We start from the raw sequence: 19,180 nt of genomic DNA, 5'->3' as shown, positions 1-19,180 counted from the left end.
ACGCGCCGCCTGCCTTGAGAGTGGCAAGCAGCCCCACGATCATGTCGATCGAGCGCTCCAGCGCGATCCCCACCCGGCTTTCGGATTGAATGCCCAATGCGATCAGCCGGTGCGCCAGCCGGTTTGCGCGCCGGTTCAATTGCGCATAGCTGAGTTCCGTGTCGCCAAAAATTAAGGCCGTTGCGTTCGGTCGCAGCATCGCCTGTTGTTCGATTAGGCGATGTACCGGCTCTACCGAAGTATAACGTTGCTCATTGACGCCCCAGGCCTTGAGCTGGTCCCATTCTTTTTCGTTCATGAAAGCTACATCACCCAGGCACTGCCCGGGCCGATCTACCAGTTGCGCCAATTGCTCCAGCAAACGCAGATAATGTTCACTCATGCGCACGATGGTCTGTGGCTCGAACAGTTCGGCTGCATAGGTAAAACGTGCTTCCACCCGGCCGTCTGGCCGCTCCACGGTATCCAGTGTCAGCTCGAACTGCGCGCCTTGTTCGCCGAGTTCGTATTCCTCCACTGTCAATCCCGGCAGTTGCACCAATGTGTGATCATCTTCACGCAAATGATTGAACATCACCTGGAACAATGGATTCAGGTTCAGGTTGCGCTCCGGCTGGAGCGCTTCGACCAGTTGCTCAAAGGGCAGATCTTGATAAGTTTGCGCCCCCAGGGCGGCATCCCGGGTTTGCGCGAGTAGCCGCTCCAGCGGCATGCGCCCGTCGACCCGGTTACACAATACTTGCGTATTGACGAAGAATCCCACCAGGTTTTCGATTTCCACGCGCTGGCGGTTGGCGATTGGCACACCCACCCGTATCTCGCTTTGCCCGGTGTAACGGTATAACAACGCCTGAAAACCTGTCAGCAGCCCCATGAACAGCGTAACGCCATGTGCCTGCATCTGCCGCTGCATGCGCACCATCAGCGTCGATGGCAGGATAAAGTCGTGATGAGCCGCACGGTAACTGCCTGTGGATGAGCGAGGATGATCGGTCGGCAATTGCAATACAGGGTGAGTTTCACCCAGCTGGCTACGCCAGTAGGCCAGTTGTCGCTCTTTCTCGCCTGCTTCCAGAAAGGAGCGCTGCCAGATCGCATAATCCACATATTGAATCGAAAGCGGTGGCAAAGCTATCTGCTGCCCTTCACTAAGCGCACGGTAACAGGCGGCGAATTCGTCGATGATAATGCGGTTGGACCAGGCATCCGAGATAATGTGGTGCATTACCACCACCAGATGATGTTCTTCCGGTTCGACCTGCAGCAGAACTACGCGCAATAAGGGTCCTTGGGTGAGATCGAAGGGCGTGGTATGAATGCGGATCGCTTCTTCCCGCACACGGGCTGCGCGCTGTGCTGCCGGCACAGTACGCAAATCGATCACGGTCAGTTTAAATCGCCCTGCCGCTTCGATGATTTGCTCGGGCAGACCTTGTACATTGGCACGGAACACCGTGCGCAGTGCTTCATGCCGCGCCACCAGTATCTGAAAGCTCTCTTCCAGCGCCGCCCGGTTCAGCCTACCCCGTAACCACAAAGCACCGCCTAAGTGATAGGCCGTGCTCTGGGGATCCAGTTGCCATAAGAACCAGTGACGCTGCTGCGCGTAAGAGAGAATATGACGCTTCTCAACCGGCTGTTGAACGATGGGCAGAAGCGAGAAATCGATGCCTCGCTCCTTCAGTGCACTGAGAAATACCTTTTGTTTCTCGGGGGAAAGTGTGGCAAACCGTTCGGCAATATCCTGTTTGTTCAATTCTGATTAATTCTCCAATAAATCGAGTAATTCAGCCATTTCCGATAACTCACTCTGTTCCCTGATTTGCCTGGAAACTGACATGTATTCTTCCTGGATCACTATCGCGATGGCTTTCAATACAGGCTGTTCAAAAAATAGCCGCAGGGGGACGGAAATGGATTGGCTAAGCTGCAATTTTTGTTGAACTTGCAAAACGGCAAGAGAATGTCCGCCCAATTCGAAGAAATTGTCGTTGCGCCCCACCCGGCCCATACCCAGCACTTCTGCCCAGATATTGGCGAGGACTTGCTCCACTTCCCCTTCGGGCGCGGCATAGTCGCCTTCGCTGACAAATTCCGGTTCCGGTAAACGGCCACGGTCCACTTTGCCGTTCGCATTCAGGGGCAGGCTGTCCAGCACCACGGTCGCCGCGGGCAGCATGTAATCGGGCAAGCTCTGCGCGAGCGCTTCCCGCAATGCAGCGGGTGTCACCACATGATCCGCGTGCAGCGAGACATACGCCACCAGTCTGATGCCGTTCGTCCCTTCCCTGGCGACCACCACCGCTTCCCGCACGGCCGGCTGCTGCAGCAGTTGCGTTTCGATTTCGCCCAGTTCGATGCGGAAACCCCGGATCTTGACCTGGTGATCCACCCGTCCGAGATATTCGATCTGCCCATCCTCCCGCCATCTGGCCAGGTCACCAGTACGGTAGAGCCGCCCGCCCTGACTGTCGAATGGATCGGCGATAAAGCGCTGCGCAGTCAGTCCAGGCCGGTTCAGGTAGCCGCGTGCGAGCAGTTCGCCACCGATATACAGTTCGCCCGCGATGCTGGGCGCCACCGGCATCAGATTGGCGTCAAGCAGATAAATATGGCGGGCAGGCAGCGGCTTGCCGATGGTGACGACCGGTTCCTGCTGATCGCCTTGCGCTGCTTCGCCACAATCGGCTACCGTTGCGGTTACGATCGCTTCGGTCGGCCCATAGGTGTTCAGCAAAGCCACTCCCGATAGGCCTGCCTGCCGCCAGGCCTTGATGCCTTCGGGTGACATGGCTTCGCCCCCGGCGTGCATTTGGCGTAACGCACCGTAGTCACGCGGCCCCTGCCGGGCAAAATCCTGTACCAGCAAGAACCAATAGGCGGTGGTCAGATCGGCCACGGTGATCTGTTTGGCGATCAGTTCCTGGTAGAACGTCTCGCTGTCCCATAGCGCCGGACCGCGCAAGACGATTGCGGCGCCCACGCATAAAGGCGGGAAAAGCTGCTCGATAAAGCCATCGAAATTGATGGTGGAAAATTGCAACATGCGATCGGCGCTGCCCAGTTTGAAGAATTCAACGGCGATCAATGCATGTTCCACCAAGGCATGATGCGCCACCGCCACCCCTTTGGGTTGACCGGTGGAGCCGGAGGTATAGATGATATAGGCGAGATGCTCGCCGTGTACCGCAACCACCGGATTGTCCTCGGGCCAGTCGCTCACATCCAGCGTGTCCAGCAGCAGCACGTTGCCATGGGCAGGACGTGGAATATGCGATTCGATTGCCTGCTGCGTCAGCAGCAATTCGATGCCGCTGTCCGTCACCATGTGCTGCAACCGTTCACGTGGATAATCCGGGTCGAGCGGCACATAGGCACCGCCCGCCTTGAGAATGGCGAGCAGTCCTACGATCATGTCGAGCGAGCGCTCTACCGCTATCCCTACCCGGCTTTCAGGCTTGATCCCTAATGTGATCAGCCGGTGCGCCAACTGGTTCGCGCGCCGGTTCAGTTCTGCATAGCTCAGTTCCGTGTTGCCAAAAATCAGTGCTGTCGCCTCCGGGCGCAGCATCGCCTGCTGTTCGATCAGACGGTGCACCGGTTCCACCGAGGCATAGCGTTGTTCGTTGACGCCCCAGACCTTGAGCTGAGCCTGCTCTGTTTCACTCAGGAGAGTAATGTCACCCAAGCAACGTGCAGGCTGATCTGCCAGTTGCGCCAATTGTTCTAGCAAACGAAGATAATGCTCGCCCATGCGCACGATGGTCTGCGGCTCGAACAACTCGGCTGCATAGGTGAAACGTGCTTCGACCCAGCCATCTGGCCGTTCCACGGTATCCAACGACAGCTCGAACTGCGCGCCTTGTTCGCCAAACGCGTATTCCTCCACTGTCAAGCCCGGCAGTTGCCCCAGTGCACGATAGTCTTCGCGCAGATGATTGAACATCACCTGGAATAATGGATTCAGATTCAGATTGCGCTCCGGCTGGAGCGCTTCGACCAGCTGCTCAAATGGCAGATCCTGATAAGCTTGCGCACCCAAAGCGGTATCCCGGGTTTGCTCGAGCAGCCGCTCCAGCGGCATGCGTCCGTCGATCCGGTTACACAATACTTGCGTATTCACCAGACAACCAACCAGATTTTCAGTTTCTACCCGATGACGGTTGGCGACCGGCACGCCTACCCGAATGTCGCTTTGGCCGGTATAGCGGTACAACAATGCTTGGATGCCCGCCAATAACCCCTTGAACAGCGTCATACCCCGCGTTTGCATCTGCCGTTGCAGATGCTCAATTAACGAGGATGGCAGAATAAAGTCATAGTAAGCGGCACGATAGTTGCTCGTCGATGGACGGGGATGATCGGTCGGCAATTGCAATACAGGGTGGGTTTCACCCAACTGGCTACGCCAGTAGGCCAGTTGCCGTTCTTTCTCGCCTGCCTCCAGAAAGGAGCGCTGCCAGTTCGCATAATCCGCATATTGAATCGAAAGTGGCGGCAGTGCTATCGGCTGCCCTTCGCTAAGCGCACGGTAACAGGCAGCGAATTCGTCAATGATGATGCGGTTGGACCAGGCATCCGAGATGATGTGGTGCATCACCACTACTAGATAATGCTCTTCCGGCGCCACCCGGAGCAGGGCCACACGTAATAATGGACCTTGAGTGAGATCGAATGGCGTAGCGTGGATACGGTTTACTTCCTCCTGTACACGGGTTGCACGCTGTGCTTCCGGCACATCGCTCAGATCGGTCACCGTCAGTCTGAATCGCCCTGCCGGTTCGATAATCTGCTCGGACAGACCTTGCGCATTGGCGCGGAACACAGTGCGCAACGATTCATGCCGTGCCACCAGCATCTGAAAACTCTCTTCCAGCGCTTGTTCATTTAGTTTACCTATCAGCCGCAAGGTACCGCCTAAATGGTAAGCGGTACTGTGCGGATCCAGTTGCCATAAAAACCAGTGCCGCTGCTGCGCATAGGACAAATAGGTGCGCTCATTCGCTGTCCGGCGTGGAATAACGGAAGTCTGCTGCAGCGGATTGCTAGCGGCCTGCAGCCGTTGCGCAAGCCGCTGCCGTTGCTCTGGCGTAAGACGAGCCCGCCGCTGCGTAAGATCGATATTGTTTGTCATAAAGATACGCCGTTCATGTTTCAGTGTAGTCAACTGTCTAAGTACATTCTATTTCGTCGAGCAGCTTTGTTTCGACCAATGCCGCCAAACCAGCGATGGTAGGCGATCGGAAAAAATCGGCTGGATGCAGCTCAACTGAGAAACGGGTGCAAACCCTGGAAAGCAGTTGTATTCCCAGCAGCGAATCACCGCCCAATTCGAATAAATTATCGTCCACACCAATGGCATCTATGCCTAACAAGCTCTGCCAAATTTCGGCGATGTTCTCTTCCAGCTCGTTTTCAGGTGATTTAAATGCTGTCGGCAAGGCAGGCCGCGGAAATCTTGCTGCCTTGACGGGTGCCGTAAAGGTGAAGGGTTGCGCCACCAGATCTTGCTGGGTTTGACTCAGCCGGGTAGGCAAATCAATCGTAGAGACGATTACTTGAGGATAATGCGGACCGTTCACGATCCGCTCGAATACTTCCGCACCCGCTTGCGGTGTAATCCCTACGCCTTCCGGCATATCCATGTTTGCTGCCATGCCGACTTCACGCCAGCTATCCCAATTGACTGAGATGACAGGATAGGCCGACTCGCGATAGGCAGCACGCGCGACCGCATCCAGGTAAGCATTGGCAGCACAGTAATCAACTTTACTGAGTCCACCTGCGATCGTGGCCAGCGATGAACATAGCAGTATGAAATCGAGCGGATCATCTTTGAATACCGCTTGCAATGCGCGCATTCCGCTTACTTTGGGCGCAAAAACGCGTGCCATTACTTCTTCTGTTTTGGTCGCGATCAAACCGCTGCTGACTTCTCCCGCGGCATGAACCACACCATCAATGGTGCCAAACAATTGCCGCGCCAGCGAAACGGCTGCTTTTAATTCACCCTGCTTGGCTATATCCGCATTCACGACCAGAACTTCGGCCCCCAATGCTTCCAGCTGCCTGATTTTCTCCAGCTTACGGCCCAATGCGCTGTCTTTGCCGCTCCCTGACAGAATCTCCGGCCAGCGTTCGCGTGCAGGCACAGGAGAACGCCCCAGCAGCACGAGCTTCGCCTGTTGAGTGCGGGCCAAATGTTCCGCCAGTGTCAGACCGACGCCGCCTAATCCGCCAGTGATCAAATAAACCCCGCCTGATTTGAGGCGATTCTTTACGATTGTGGAGTGTTGCATTGGTTCGAAATATTGAACCCAGCGGTGAGGACCCCGGTATGCAACTACAGTTGTTGCAGAATCCGATTGCGACTCGGCCAGAATCTGCCTGGCCAGCCGTAACCGGGCCATACTATCTCCCACCTGCAGGTCGATATCAATCAGATGGCAAGCAACGTTTGAATATTCCTGCGGAATGACTTTGTATGGTCCGTAGAGCAAAGCTTTATCCGGACATAACGTTTCATTACCCGTGACATCCTCCATTTGATTCGTCACCATGGTAATGCTGATTTTTTTAACTGAAGGAACAAGCGCCTGGGTAGCCTCCAATGCTCTTGCGAGATAGAACAGGCTGTAAAAATCACTTGCCAGATTGTCTGTCTGTGAGACAGCTTTATCTTCCGTACTCAGGCTCCAAAGATGGAAAATATGGCCGACTGTGTTACCGTCGTCACGGATGCTATGCAGCAATTGATGGAAATCATGCGGATTGTCAGAGCAAAGCTGGTAACGGTGCGCATTGATCCGCCGGAAAGCAGCGCCTGAGGAAACTACAATAGGTTCAACCCCAAACAAGCGCAAATGTTCGATCAATGCAGCACCGGCTACCTGCTCATCGCTGAAAATCAGATAAGCATCGACTGCTTCCGGAAAAAAGCTTTCAAGGCTGATTTGCTCAGCGCGCCGCCACGACGGCAGGTAAAACCAATCATTTATTGACGACAGATCGGTCTGTTTTGCTTCCTTTGCACGCGCTGCGAAAGAGGCACCCGTTTTGGCAGCGTCCTGCCCGTCATCAGCTTTAATCCAGTAGGACTGGCGCTCGAACGGATAGGTCGGCAATGGCACGCGATGGCGGCGTTCATGCGCATAAAAATGCTGCCAATCGATAGTCAACCCGTTTAACCAAAGCTTGCCTAGGCTGAGCGATAGGTGCTTCTGCGCCGAATGGCTTTTGCCGGGATGGGGTAAGGATGACAGGATGAGTTGCTCTGGCTTTGCCGAAGGATGGCGTTGCGCCAGCGTCGTCAGGGTTTCTCCGGGCCCTACTTCCAACAAGATTTGTGCAGGATCATGCAACAAAACATGCAAACCATCATTGAAGCGCACTGTTTCGCGCACATGCCGCCCCCAGTAGTGCGCATCCGTCGCTTCCTGCGGCGTTATCCACTCACCACTCAAATTAGAGAAAAACGGAATCTTGGGTGGATGCAGCTTACTCTTGGCAATTTGCTCAACAAATGCAGGGAGCATCGGCTCTGCCATCCGGGAATGAAAGGCGTGTGAAACATGCAGCCGCCGGTATCCCACTTGATCATTCGCCAGCTTTTTCTCAACCGCCTCGATCGCCGCAAGCGGGCCGGATAACACACAAAGCACCGGTCCATTGACGGCTGCCAGATCACAATCCTCGAACTGATAGGAGGCAAGTTCCGCTTCGGACAGCATGACGGCCAACATGGTGCCCGTCTCCATTTGTTGTAACAAGCGCCCACGCAAGGCCACCAAGCGCAAGGCATCCTCCAGAGAAAACACCCCTGCCAGACAAGCCGCCACATATTCCCCTACACTGTGACCGATCATCGAGGCGGGCTGGATACCCCACGCTATCCATAGTTGCGCCAGTGCATATTCGATGACGAACAATGCAGGCTGCGTGACTTCGGTCTGCTCGAGTCGCGCTGAAGCCGCTGAGCGATTGGCTTCATCCGCGCCCGGATAAAGAATCGTGAGAAGATCGAAAGCAAGGTGTGGCTGTAATAATCGCAGACAATGGTCGAATTCCTGACGGAAAATGGGTTCGCGCTGATAAAGATCGCGCGCCATGTCGATATGCTGCGCACCTTGCCCTGGAAACATAAAAGTTACGGGACGATTCTCGGCTGCTATCTGCTGAATCAGGAAGCGATCGCTTTCCCGGTTTTGCAATAGTGTCATGGCATCTTCGTGATCATGACAGAGCGCAATCGCCCGATGAGAAAACTGTTTTCTGCCTACCTGCAGGGTATAAGCCACATCCGCTAATGGTTGCTCTGGATGGGCGGTAAGGTGTTGTTGCAATCGTTCCACCGCGTGCTCCAGCGCTGCTTGACTGCGTGCTGATAGCATCAATAGTTGCCAGTCACGTGCAGGTCCAGAAGATTCATTTGAAGGTGCTTCCTCGACGATCATGTGCACATTCGTGCCACCGATACCGAACGAGCTGACGCCCGCACGCCGTGGTGTTGAACTCTCTGGCCAAATCTTGCATTCGGTGTTGACGTAAAAGGGACTGGAAGCAAAATTGATCTGGGGATTAGGCTGCTCAAAATTTAAACTCGGCGGCAGCATACGATATTTCAAGGAAAGAGCCGTCTTGATCAGACCGGCGACGCCAGCAGCCGCATCGAGGTGCCCTACATTGGTCTTGACCGAGCCGACACCACAAAAACCACGCCGATCCGTACTCTCACGGAATGCTTGCGTCAAAGCGGCAATCTCGATCGGATCGCCGAGCGTGGTGCCGGTTCCATGCGCTTCAATATAGCTGATCGTGTCGGCAGAAATACCGGCGATCGCCTGGGCAGCCAGGATGACCTCCGCCTGCCCCTCTATACTCGGGGCGGTGTAACCCGCTTTGGCCGAACCATCATTATTGATCGCCGATCCCTTGATGACTGCATGAATGGTATCCCCGTCTGCCAATGCATCCGCCAGCCGCTTCAATACCACGATACCGACGCCGCTGCCAATCACCGTGCCCGCTGCCTTGGCGTCAAAAGCCCGGCAATGCCCATCGGGGGAAAGAATGGCGCCAGGCTGGTAGTAATAGCCATCTTCGTGCAGAAGATTAACCCACGCGCCGCCGGCAATGGCCATATCGGCCTCATGATTAAGCAGAGCGCGGCAAGCGACATGCGTCGCCGCAAGCGAGGTAGAACAGGCGGTTTGCACGGTCATGCCCGGGCCGCGTAAATCGAGCTTATACGCGACCGTCGTCGTCATCGAGTCCTTATTGTTGCCGTTCATGAGTCCCTGCAGCGAAGAAATATCCTGTTTGTCCATGCTGCGTCCGCCGGACAGCAGATTCAGCAGTAAATAGGTATTCACGCCGCAGCCAGCATAGACACCGATGGGATCGGCATAGCGCGAAGGATCGTAACCCGCATCTTCTAAGGCTTGCCATGCCACTTCAAGAAAGAGCCGGTGCTGTGGATCGGTTTCCGCCGCTTCACGCGGGGTATAACCAAAAAAAGAGGCATCAAAGCGATCGACGTCCTCCAGCCTTGCAACGGCCTTAATGTAGCAAGGATCATTCAGCGCTTCACTGGGCACACCACGCGCGCGCAGCGTATCGTCGCTCAGGAAAGCAATCGATTCGACCCCCTCTTGCAGATTGTGCCAAAAGGACGCGATATCATTCGCACCGGGAAAACGGCACGCCATTCCGATAATCGCGATATCGATATTTGTACTTTCCTGCATGTCATCCACCTTATCCATCAATGTATCCTCTCTTGTTTTCGTTGAATGAATGTGCTGCGCTGCCGCTGCGCACGTGCCCGGTGACGTGATAAGGAAGCTGCGTTCTTGTCACCTTGATTGCCTTGATTCAAAAATTTGGCCAGACTGGCGACAGTGGTGTATTTAAACAAATCGACTATGGCAATCTGTCTATTAAAACAGGCTTCCAGTTTTTGCTTGATTTTGATCAACAGCAGCGAATGCCCTCCCAGATCAAAAAAGTTATTGTGCAAGCCAACTTGCGGGATCTCGAGGGTTTCGGCCCAAATTTCTGCAATGGTTTGCTCTATTGCATTAACAGGCGGAGCGTAATCGGGCTGATCAAATTGTTCTGGGAGTGGCAGCGCTTTCCGGTCCAGCTTGCCGTTCGGATTGAGCGGCAGCCCATCCAGGAAAATAAATTGACTGGGGATCATATAGTCAGGCAATGCAGCAGCCAGTGCAGTTTTTAACAATGACGCGCTCAGTTGTGTACCGCGATGGGGGACGACATAGGCCAATAGACGAAGGCCATGACGCCCCTCTTGAGCGATCACGGCAGCTTCACGCACTCCTACCAAGGCAAGCAGACGTGCTTCGATCTCACCCAGTTCGATACGGAAGCCACGTAGTTTGACCTGATCATCCAGGCGGCCAAGGTATTCGAGCTGTCCATCGCCGCGCCAGCGTACTAAATCACCCGTCCGGTAAAGGCGCCCACCCGCCGCATTAAAAGGATCAGCTACAAAGCGCTCGCTGGTCAACGCCGGGCGATCGAGATAGCCGCGTGCCAATCCCGCTCCCCCGATATAGAGTTCACCGGCTGTACCCGCAGGGACCAGGTTGAGTTCACTATCAAGCACATAAAGAGTGCGTGCGCCCACGGGCCGGCCAATCGGGGCAAACTCACCCATGGTTTGCATCCAGCCCTCTTCATCGACTTGACTAGGCAAATTAACCCATGCCGTCGGTGTAATCACCGTTTCAGTCGGACCATAGGCGTTCACTAGCCTGGCATGTTGGAACAGTGTCCTGGCAGCGGTTACGTCGGCGGCATACCACGCTTCTCCCCCGACAATGCAAGTCCGGATCCATTGCTGATCGCGCTCGATCTGCGGCAATAACATACGCAAATAAGCCGGAGGAAGATGCAGAACCGTGATCTTGTGGTATTCGATCAGCTCAACAAAACCCTCACCCGCCAGATCATGAGTCGAAGAAAGCACCAATGTCGCCCCCTCGGTCAAAGGTGAAATCCACTGTTCTGCAGCGGCATCAAAATTCATGGAAAAAAACATCAATTCACGATCGCTTGGCCGGATATCATAGATTTTCTTGATAGCAACCACATGCATGGTTAACGGGCCATGCGCAACCGCTACCCCTTTGGGCCGGCCAGTCGATCCCGAGGTGTAAATCACATAGGCGAGATTGTCGCTGTCTAGTGCAATGTCAGGATTCACCTCGCTTGACGTGCTCAGATCGAGCGCATCGAGTTCCAAGACTTGGGTACTTTTGCAGGCAGGTAATTTCGCGCGCAAATGGGACTGCGTCAACAACAGACGAGTACCACTGTCTTCGATCATGTATGCCAGGCGTTCGCTAGGATAGTCCGGATCGAGCGGCACGTAACCGGCGCCAGCCTTCAGAATAGCGAGAAGCCCTACGATCAATTCTACGGAATTGCGCTCGATCGCGATTCCCACACGCATTTCGGGTTTGACGCCCAAACTGATGAGTCGATAGGCAAGGCGGTTCGCCCGGCGATTGAGTTCTGCATAGCTCAGCTCGATATTCTCTGAGATCACCGCTATCATGTGCGGGCAAGCCTCTGCCTGACGTTCTATCAGACGATGCACCGGTTGATCGATCGAATCGATTTGCCTAGAGCTGCCCCATGCTGTGAGCTGCCGCTTATCGGTTGCATCCAGCAGATCAATATCACCAATCGCCATGCTGGACTGCATTGCCAATTCATGCAAAATCCGCAAATAGTGGTGCGCCAGACGTTCGATAAAGGAAGCAGCAAACAAGTTGGTGGCGTATATGATGCTGGCGGTCACCTGTCCATCGGGTGATTCGACCGTTTCGAGCCTCAATTCCAATTGAGCTGCTTGCTCAGGAAGCGTGTAGTCGGTAACCGCCAAACCGGTGGATTGCTGCAGGTTACGGTAATCTTTCTGTAAATGATTGAGAGTAGTTTGAAAAAGGGGGTTATGGCGCAAATCCCGCTGCGGATGCAGCGTTTCGACCAATTGTTCGAAAGGCAAATCCTGGTGTGCCTGTGCATTGATCGCATCTTCCCGCATCCGGTCCAGAAGCTCAACAAGCAACAGGCGGCCATGCAATTGACCCTGCATAACCTGGGTATTGATGAAAAAGCCGATCAAATCAGTCGTTTCAATACGGTGGCGATTGGCGATGGGCACGCCCACCCGGATAGTCGATTGGCCGGTATGGCGGAACAGCAATGTCTGAAACGCCGTTAGCAACGTCATAAACAGTGTTGCGCCGCAATCAATCGCTAGCTGATGTAGCTTTTCCAATATCACCTGTGGCAGATCGAAACTATAGCGTGCCGCGGGGTAGCTCGTGGCGGGCTGCCGCACTCGATCGGTTGGCAACATCAAAACCGGATGTGATTCACCCAGATATTTTTGCCAGTAAGCGAGCTGCTTTTCCTTTACACCCGCTTCGAGCCACTTTTGTTGCCAGACTGTGTAATCCGCATACTGGATGGGTAAAGACGCGAGCTGGGCAGATTTTCCTTTTATATAGGACTGATAATAAGCCGCAAACTCATTCAGCAAGATTTGCATGGAAACACCATCGGCGATGATATGGTGCATAACGATGACGAGGATGTTTTTCTGCTCTCCCATCCGGATCAACGCCACGCGCAGCAAAGGACCTTGCGTCAAATCAAAGGACGCCGAAACGATACGTTGTGCTTCTGCAGCAGCTCGTTCTTCGCGCTGCGAAATATCCCAGCTCAGTAAATCAATATCCGTTATTGTTAAGGATGATGCCGGTTGTATCACTTGCTCGACCGTGCCTGCGTCATTGACACGAAATAGCGTACGCAGCGATTCATGCCGTTCAATCAATGCCTGGAAGCTTGCATGAAACGCTTGTCTATCCAACATGCCCGACAAACGCAAGGCATGCTGGATGTGATAAGCGGTACTGTCAGGATCGAGTTGCCAAAGAAACCACAGACGTTGTTGGCCATAAGATAATGGCAGCGCATTAACGGCTTCCCGCATTGGTACAAGACGATAGGCGCCGGCCTCTGGCAAAACTTCCTTCAATGACAACAAGCGTTTGATTTCCTGCGCACACTCACACAACCGCGGGTACTGAAACAAGCTGCGTGGCAGAAAGGAAACGCGCCAACGATCGGCAATGTGCGCCACAACTTGTACCGCTTTCAGCGAATTGCCGCCGATGGCAAAAAAGTGGTCTTCACGCCTGAATCCCCTGCGCTGCAACACGGCCTCCCAGATGGCTGCCACTGCACGCTCAGTTTCATCTGCGAACATCCCCGAAAGCAACTTGCTGCCACCATGAACAAAATGACCATATTCGTAAATGGCGTAAGCATCGAGTGTGCGTTCGCGCCAACCTTGGCGACAGGCAGCGCGTTGCAACTTGCCGCTCGATGTCTTGGGCAGCGCGCCCGGATTCAACAGCACTACTACGGATAAGGATTCATGGCAATTGGCGCTGACTGCTTCACTGAGCGCTGTCACTAACGCCTCAGCGGGAACGAGTTTCTGCATGTTGCGAGATACTTCGACCGCAACACCGATTCCTTCACCATCTAACTGCTCGACCGCAAATGCCGCTACCCGGCCTTTACGCACGGCTTCCACTTCTTCCTCAATGATCAGCTCGATATCCTGGGGATAGATATTTTGCCCTCGAATAATAATGAGATCTTTGAGCCGCCCCATGATGTACAACTGCCGCGCATGAATAAAACCAAGATCGCCAGTGCGTAACCAACGTGTGCTTTCATGCTCGACAAAGGCTTCTGCGGTTTCCTGCGGACGCTGCCAGTAGCCTTTCGCAAGACTGGCTCCATCGGTCCAGATTTCACCGACGCAACCATCCGCCAAAGGAATCCGTTTTTCAGGATCGACGATTTTTACCGCATGATTGGACGCAGGAAAACCACAGGCGACGATCGGTATGCCCTGTGCCACCATTTCTGCTTGCCCTTGCGCCAGTTTCTCGGCGGAAAACGCTTGCGCTTTCATTCCCTCTCCGCGCACGCCACCGGTCACGAATAGCGTCGCTTCAGCCAAACCATAGCAGGGATAAATGGTGCCGGCGGGAAAGCCAACCGCACTGAAACGCTCGACGAAGGCGCGCATCGTGTCTCTGCGCACAGGCTCTGCGCCCGAAAAGGCGACACGCCAGCTCGATAAATCGAGTCCCTGTAATTGTGAGCTTCTCACCCGCTCCACGCATAGCTGGAAGGCGAAATTGGGTGCGCCACTGACCGTGGCGCGATAGCGCGAGATGACTTCCAACCAGCGCACGGGTCTTTCAATAAAAAACTGCGGCGTCATGAGGATTGCCGGAATGCCCCGGTGGAGTGGCTGCAATAATCCGCCAATCAACCCCATATCATGGTATAGCGGCAGCCAGCTGACGAAGATGTCGTCAGCAGTAATCGACATGCCTTCTTCGAACGCCCGTGCGTTGATCATCAGATTATGATGGCTGACCATGACCCCCTTGGGAGTGGCAGTCGAGCCTGAGGTATATTGCAGAAAAGCGATTTCATCTTGCTCCGGCATACGTACATGCCATGCAGATGCTCCACTTTGCATATCCTTTTGCATAATCGTGTCGACCGCCAGCATAGTAGCGCTAGCCAGTTGCACGATCGATGCGTCGCTGATCAGCGGCAGAATCCCGCTAGTCGTCAGAATGCACTGTGCCGTGGCATCAGCAGCAATCGCAAGTAATCTTGCTAGATGCTGTTCCCGTATCGATTCTGGTGGAAAAACCGGGACCGCGATCATGCCAGCATAGAGGCAAGCCAGGAAGCCGATCACGTAATGCTCATCGTTCTCCATCAACAATAGCACCCGCTCACCTTGCTCGAATCGATCCTGCAAAACAGCAGCGACAGCTCTGACATACCGATCAAGCGAAGCATAATCAAATTGTCTGTCGATCAGCTTGTCACCATCCGCACTCACGACAATTAACGCTGTATCTGCCGGACGTTTACGTGCCAGTGTTTGTAGATGGTTAACGATGTTGTCAGGGTAACTGCGAGAGGGAATCAGTCTTGTATTCATGATTTACACCTAAAAATAAATGCGTGCTTTACCGAAAAAAATTTTTTGGCCCAACTCTGTATTACATCCTTCATTTTTTATGAGTTGATAGATTGAAAAATCAGAACAGGAAAGGCTGATACAGTGGTCGCGATCCGCTATGACGTGTCAGCGCCAATGCGGCAGCATAGTGATCAGGTGCCTCAATCGACCAGGCATCGACTTTTGCCCATTCGGTTTGATCATGAATAATGGAGTAACTGCCGTCATTGTTTGGCAACACGGTAATGGCTTGCAGGTATTCGGCAATCCCAAATCCCAGTGCTTTTAATACCGATTCCTTCACCACCCAGAGCTCAATGAAATTGCTGCTCGACCAAATCCCCGAGGCCTGTTCTATCGTTGAAAGCACATGCGCATCCAGATGGGCGACATCACGATAACGCTGCTCGATGTCGATACCTACTTCCCCTTGGGTCGATAGCGCAATCAGCGCAAATCTGCCGGCATGAGTCACATTGAACGCAATGCCTGCATGCGTTGGCAAACATGGTTTACCAAAGCCATTTACTTCGATGCGCAACGCTTCAGGCGATGATTGCACACGCTCTGCCAGCAAACGGCGTAATGCCGCCCGTGTCGCAACAGCACGCACCCGATCCTCAGATTGATGAAAGTGGCGTGCACGCGCCTTTTCTTCTGCGCTCAACAATGCCCAGTCACTGGCAAGCTCAGTCGAATTGAAATCGAACTCAAGCAACCAGACCTCGATGCCAGCAGGCAGCGTTCTAGGCAGTTGCATGCGCTTCACAAGGCACTCCATTCAAACTTTCTGCCAAACGTTGAACCAGAATAGACAAAAATGCTTCTTCGGACTGGCGAAGAAAGAAATGGCCGCCATCGAACCAATTTAGCGAAAACGCCTGCGTGCCTGCCAACTGCCAGTCATCGAGCTTCGATGCTTCGATCTCATCCGCGCGTCCGCCAAAAACATGGATGGGAATAGACAATGGCGGTCGCTGTGCGTGCCGGAAGCTTCCGCATACACGGTAATCTATCGCCAGCAAATCCAGCGTCATCGCTAGCAATTCCGGGTTATCGAATACTGCTTCCGGCGTCCCGCCCTGTTTACGCAAATCAGCGATGAATGCCGCTTCGCCCTGTATTTTGCTATACCGCTCGCCATCCTGACGATTGGGAGCGGCGCAACCTGAGACGAGCAGTGTGGCAGGAAGCAGTAATTTGCGGGCAGATAGACTTTGGGTGATGCCATAAGCCAGCAAAGCCCCCATACTATGACCAAAGAAGGCATATTGCTCTGGTAATCTGGGTATCAGCTCGTCACATAAGCTTTCTATCAATGACGCATAGCTTTCTTGAGCCAATTCACCCAGTCGGCTGCCACGCCCCGGCAATTCGACGGGTTGCACCGTTATCCAGGAAGGTAGTAACCGTCTCCAGCGCAAATACATGGTGGCACTCGCGCCTGCGCAAGGCAAACAGAACAATATCAATGATGCTGGCATGAACGAAAGCGCTATTGGATATTATCCATAAAGCACCGCAAACTGAGCGGACGCATATCCGTCCAGACCTTCTCGATATGATCGAGACAGGTCTTTTTATCGCCCAGCACACCTATATCACGCCAACCACCCGGAATCGCTTTCCATTCCGGCCAAATAGAATATTGTTCTTCATGATTGACCAAAACACGGAACACACCATCTTCTCGATCAAAACAACTCGTCATAGCCCAAACCTCAAATTTACGAATAATTGGTTTTTTTACTTCTTACGAATAAGAATGCTTCTTATTCAAACTAGACGAATCGGCTTACTAAGAATACAAAAAAATATCAAAAAAATTTTTGCAAGCATCATAAACTTATTGATTAAATGAATTGGGTTCGCATCCAGCGGAGCTGATTCAGTCTTGGATTATCAGCAAAAAGTAACCACGTCTCGATGAATGCACGATGATTCATGGAAGCTTGATGCAGAAAATAATCTAATAAAAATACCGGCAGCGTCTTTAGCCTGCCAGTTATTAAGATTAGAGCGCATTTCTGCAATGGCTTGTTGCTTCACGAATAAGAATGTTTGCCAATGAAGTGGAAATATTCAACTCATCTGCAATCATCCGGTGGGTATATCCTTCTACCCGATAAAGTTCAAACACTCGTTTTGTGCGCTCAGGAAGCTTGGCTAAGGCTTCAACTACCAGATCAAGATGTTGGCGATTGATTGCAGTAGTTTCAGGTGTCCCTGTCAGCGCCGGAATATGCAATCCCTCCTCGTCTGTTCCAAAAAGTTCTGACTCGAATGCGTCACGTCGATAATGATCAATAGCTAAATTGCGCACAATCCGGAAAAGATATGCCAATGGCTGCCTGACTTTCTGTGTGGCCGGCATTTCAGAAATCTTGATATAAGCATCTTGCACGACATCTTCTGATCGTTCCCAATCGCCTAAAATTTTATAAGCTGCCCGACGTAACTGCACTTGATTTGCGATAAATAACGCATCTAATTCGTGCGTCCATTTTTCTACTGGTATCATCATAAGCCTTTATTTTTTTTATAATAATGTTAATAAAAATGATTCTGGTAATTATTCTCATTAATTAATTTGCTTATCATCCTGGATAAAAATTTAATGACTACTATTCGATATTTTCCGCCGATAACTCGAAAGCTGTGCCATTCAAACTTACCTGGCCTGAAGATAGGCGAGTAAGCGCAGAAGCAAAGCTGGAAATACCTTTTCCTTTGAATAACAAGCAGGGTTTACCATTACGTTTGCAAAGACGTTTTAACTGGTAATAAGCAGCATGGCTGACGCAATCTGTTGGACAGATAGCAGCATCAGCGCTGTTGATCATTTCCGGCAATCGAGAAAGCGCATCTTGCTGGCCACCATCATGGTGAATGAGGCGGATACCCATCTGTTCCGCCAACAGGCGATATTGAGGCAATTGCGCAACACGCCCACCGACACAAACCACACAACAATTCTTTATCTTAGGTGTGCTATGGGTATTAAGATAACCATAAGAAATCTCACAGGAATTATCTGATAAAAGGAGCGTTTCCAATGCCTCGCGTTCGGTGGCCAATACCTTGCACTCATGAGCCAGGGTCGTTATCTGACTATTGGCATCTTGCAGTAATTGCGTGAGATGACTAGCTTGCCTGGCAGTACTCTTTAATTGCTCATTTTCCAGAGTTAACTGCACCAAGCGTTGCCCCATTTCAGTAATGGTTTTACCAGACTCAATTGCAGCCAGACGAGTTTGCAACGTAGCCACCTCTTTCTGATTCCGACGTAGACGCTCGCTCTCAGCCAAAGCTTCCTGCAGCCGCTGGCGCAGTTTTGCTTCGATCCGTGCATGATGTTGTTTCTGGAGCTGCATGGCTGTTTCCAATTCAGCATAATCTTTTTCCAGTTGTGCTAATCGGCGCGTATCCGCAGCCTGACCTGCTCCCATCTGGTGAGAATGCATGTGAATATCGGCATAGATTTTCCCTCTGGTTTCATCGCTGACGCGCTTATGCGTCAGCGCAGCCCACAAAGCACCAGCAATTTCTCCATGAGCAAAGCACTCTTTCCACAAAGTGAATACTTCGGTATCTGTCTTGGCTGACTCAAAGCGCGTAAGCGAAATCTGATACTTCGAGTCAAGGTGCTTTTGAATTGCTTCGGATACACGATTACGTGTCGCAACACGTTCTACCATTTCGACATGCAACAAAAACGCGTCGTTTATTGATGCTTCAAAGCGAAATCGCCGAGCAAAGCGTATTAAGTCATCTTTCGATAGGCAGGTACCCACAATCGGGCAGCGATTGGCTTCTTTAAGCTCCCAGATCTTGCTGCGTTTGATCGGCAAAGATTTAGAATCCAATGGTGGAAGATGGGACAAAATCTGATTATCTGCCGGCAAAAGGTCAGCTATCGGCAGTGTTGGTAAGAAGGGTGAATTCATAGCAATGTTTCCTCCATCGAGGTTGGCCGCAAGCATAAGCAGTACAGGAATGATGATCGATAAAGTATCGTCAGTTGGAGTGGATCAGCTTCCATACTGAAAAGCGATGAAAAGGATCATCAGGTGTATT

At 52.6% G+C, this 19,180-nt stretch carries 9 protein-coding genes; all 9 read right to left on the bottom strand.

All coding sequences use genetic code 11. The features are described from left to right. Positions 1 to 1,756 (bottom strand): condensation domain-containing protein (locus tag J5I83_RS13820; RefSeq protein WP_304057156.1); only part of this gene is annotated, 1,756 nt, incomplete at its 3' end. 6 nt (positions 1,757 to 1,762) lie between these two features. After that, positions 1,763 to 5,134 carry an amino acid adenylation domain-containing protein gene (locus J5I83_RS13815; RefSeq protein WP_304057153.1) on the bottom strand — a complete coding sequence of 1,124 codons (3,372 nt, stop codon included), beginning with the start codon at positions 5,132 to 5,134 and terminating at the stop codon, positions 1,763 to 1,765. A gap of 37 nt (positions 5,135 to 5,171) precedes the next feature. Beyond that, a complete protein-coding gene (locus J5I83_RS13810; protein WP_304057150.1) occupies positions 5,172 to 9,764 on the bottom strand; it encodes an SDR family NAD(P)-dependent oxidoreductase in 4,593 nt (1,530 codons plus the stop codon). After that, the gene (locus J5I83_RS13805) at positions 9,764 to 15,082 is read right to left on the bottom strand and encodes a non-ribosomal peptide synthetase (protein ID WP_304057148.1); all 5,319 of its coding nucleotides are present in this window, start codon (positions 15,080 to 15,082) and stop codon (positions 9,764 to 9,766) included. Before J5I83_RS13805 ends, J5I83_RS13810 begins: the two co-directional genes overlap by 1 nt. A gap of 100 nt (positions 15,083 to 15,182) precedes the next feature. Continuing rightward, positions 15,183 to 15,863 carry a 4'-phosphopantetheinyl transferase superfamily protein gene (locus J5I83_RS13800; RefSeq protein WP_304057161.1) on the bottom strand — a complete coding sequence of 227 codons (681 nt, stop codon included), beginning with the start codon at positions 15,861 to 15,863 and terminating at the stop codon, positions 15,183 to 15,185. Beyond that, positions 15,850 to 16,587 carry a thioesterase II family protein gene (locus tag J5I83_RS13795; protein WP_304057146.1) on the bottom strand — a complete coding sequence of 246 codons (738 nt, stop codon included), beginning with the start codon at positions 16,585 to 16,587 and terminating at the stop codon, positions 15,850 to 15,852. Before J5I83_RS13795 ends, J5I83_RS13800 begins: the two co-directional genes overlap by 14 nt. 11 nt (positions 16,588 to 16,598) lie before the next feature. Then, the gene (locus J5I83_RS13790; protein WP_304057143.1) at positions 16,599 to 16,814 is read right to left on the bottom strand and encodes an MbtH family protein; all 216 of its coding nucleotides are present in this window, start codon (positions 16,812 to 16,814) and stop codon (positions 16,599 to 16,601) included. A 303-nt stretch (positions 16,815 to 17,117) separates the two neighbouring features. Beyond that, a complete protein-coding gene (locus tag J5I83_RS13785) occupies positions 17,118 to 17,627 on the bottom strand; it encodes an RNA polymerase factor sigma-70 (protein ID WP_304057141.1) in 510 nt (169 codons plus the stop codon). A 100-nt stretch (positions 17,628 to 17,727) separates the two neighbouring features. Then, positions 17,728 to 19,050: a DUF2325 domain-containing protein gene (locus tag J5I83_RS13780; RefSeq protein WP_304057139.1), complete on the bottom strand. Its 1,323-nt coding sequence runs from the start codon at positions 19,048 to 19,050 to the stop codon at positions 17,728 to 17,730. Positions 19,051 to 19,180 lie beyond the last annotated feature (130 nt).

This window comes from Nitrosomonas communis (assembly GCF_024102715.1).
GTDB lineage: Bacteria > Pseudomonadota > Gammaproteobacteria > Burkholderiales > Nitrosomonadaceae > Nitrosomonas > Nitrosomonas communis_B.
This window is presented reverse-complemented; position numbering and strand designations above follow the sequence as displayed.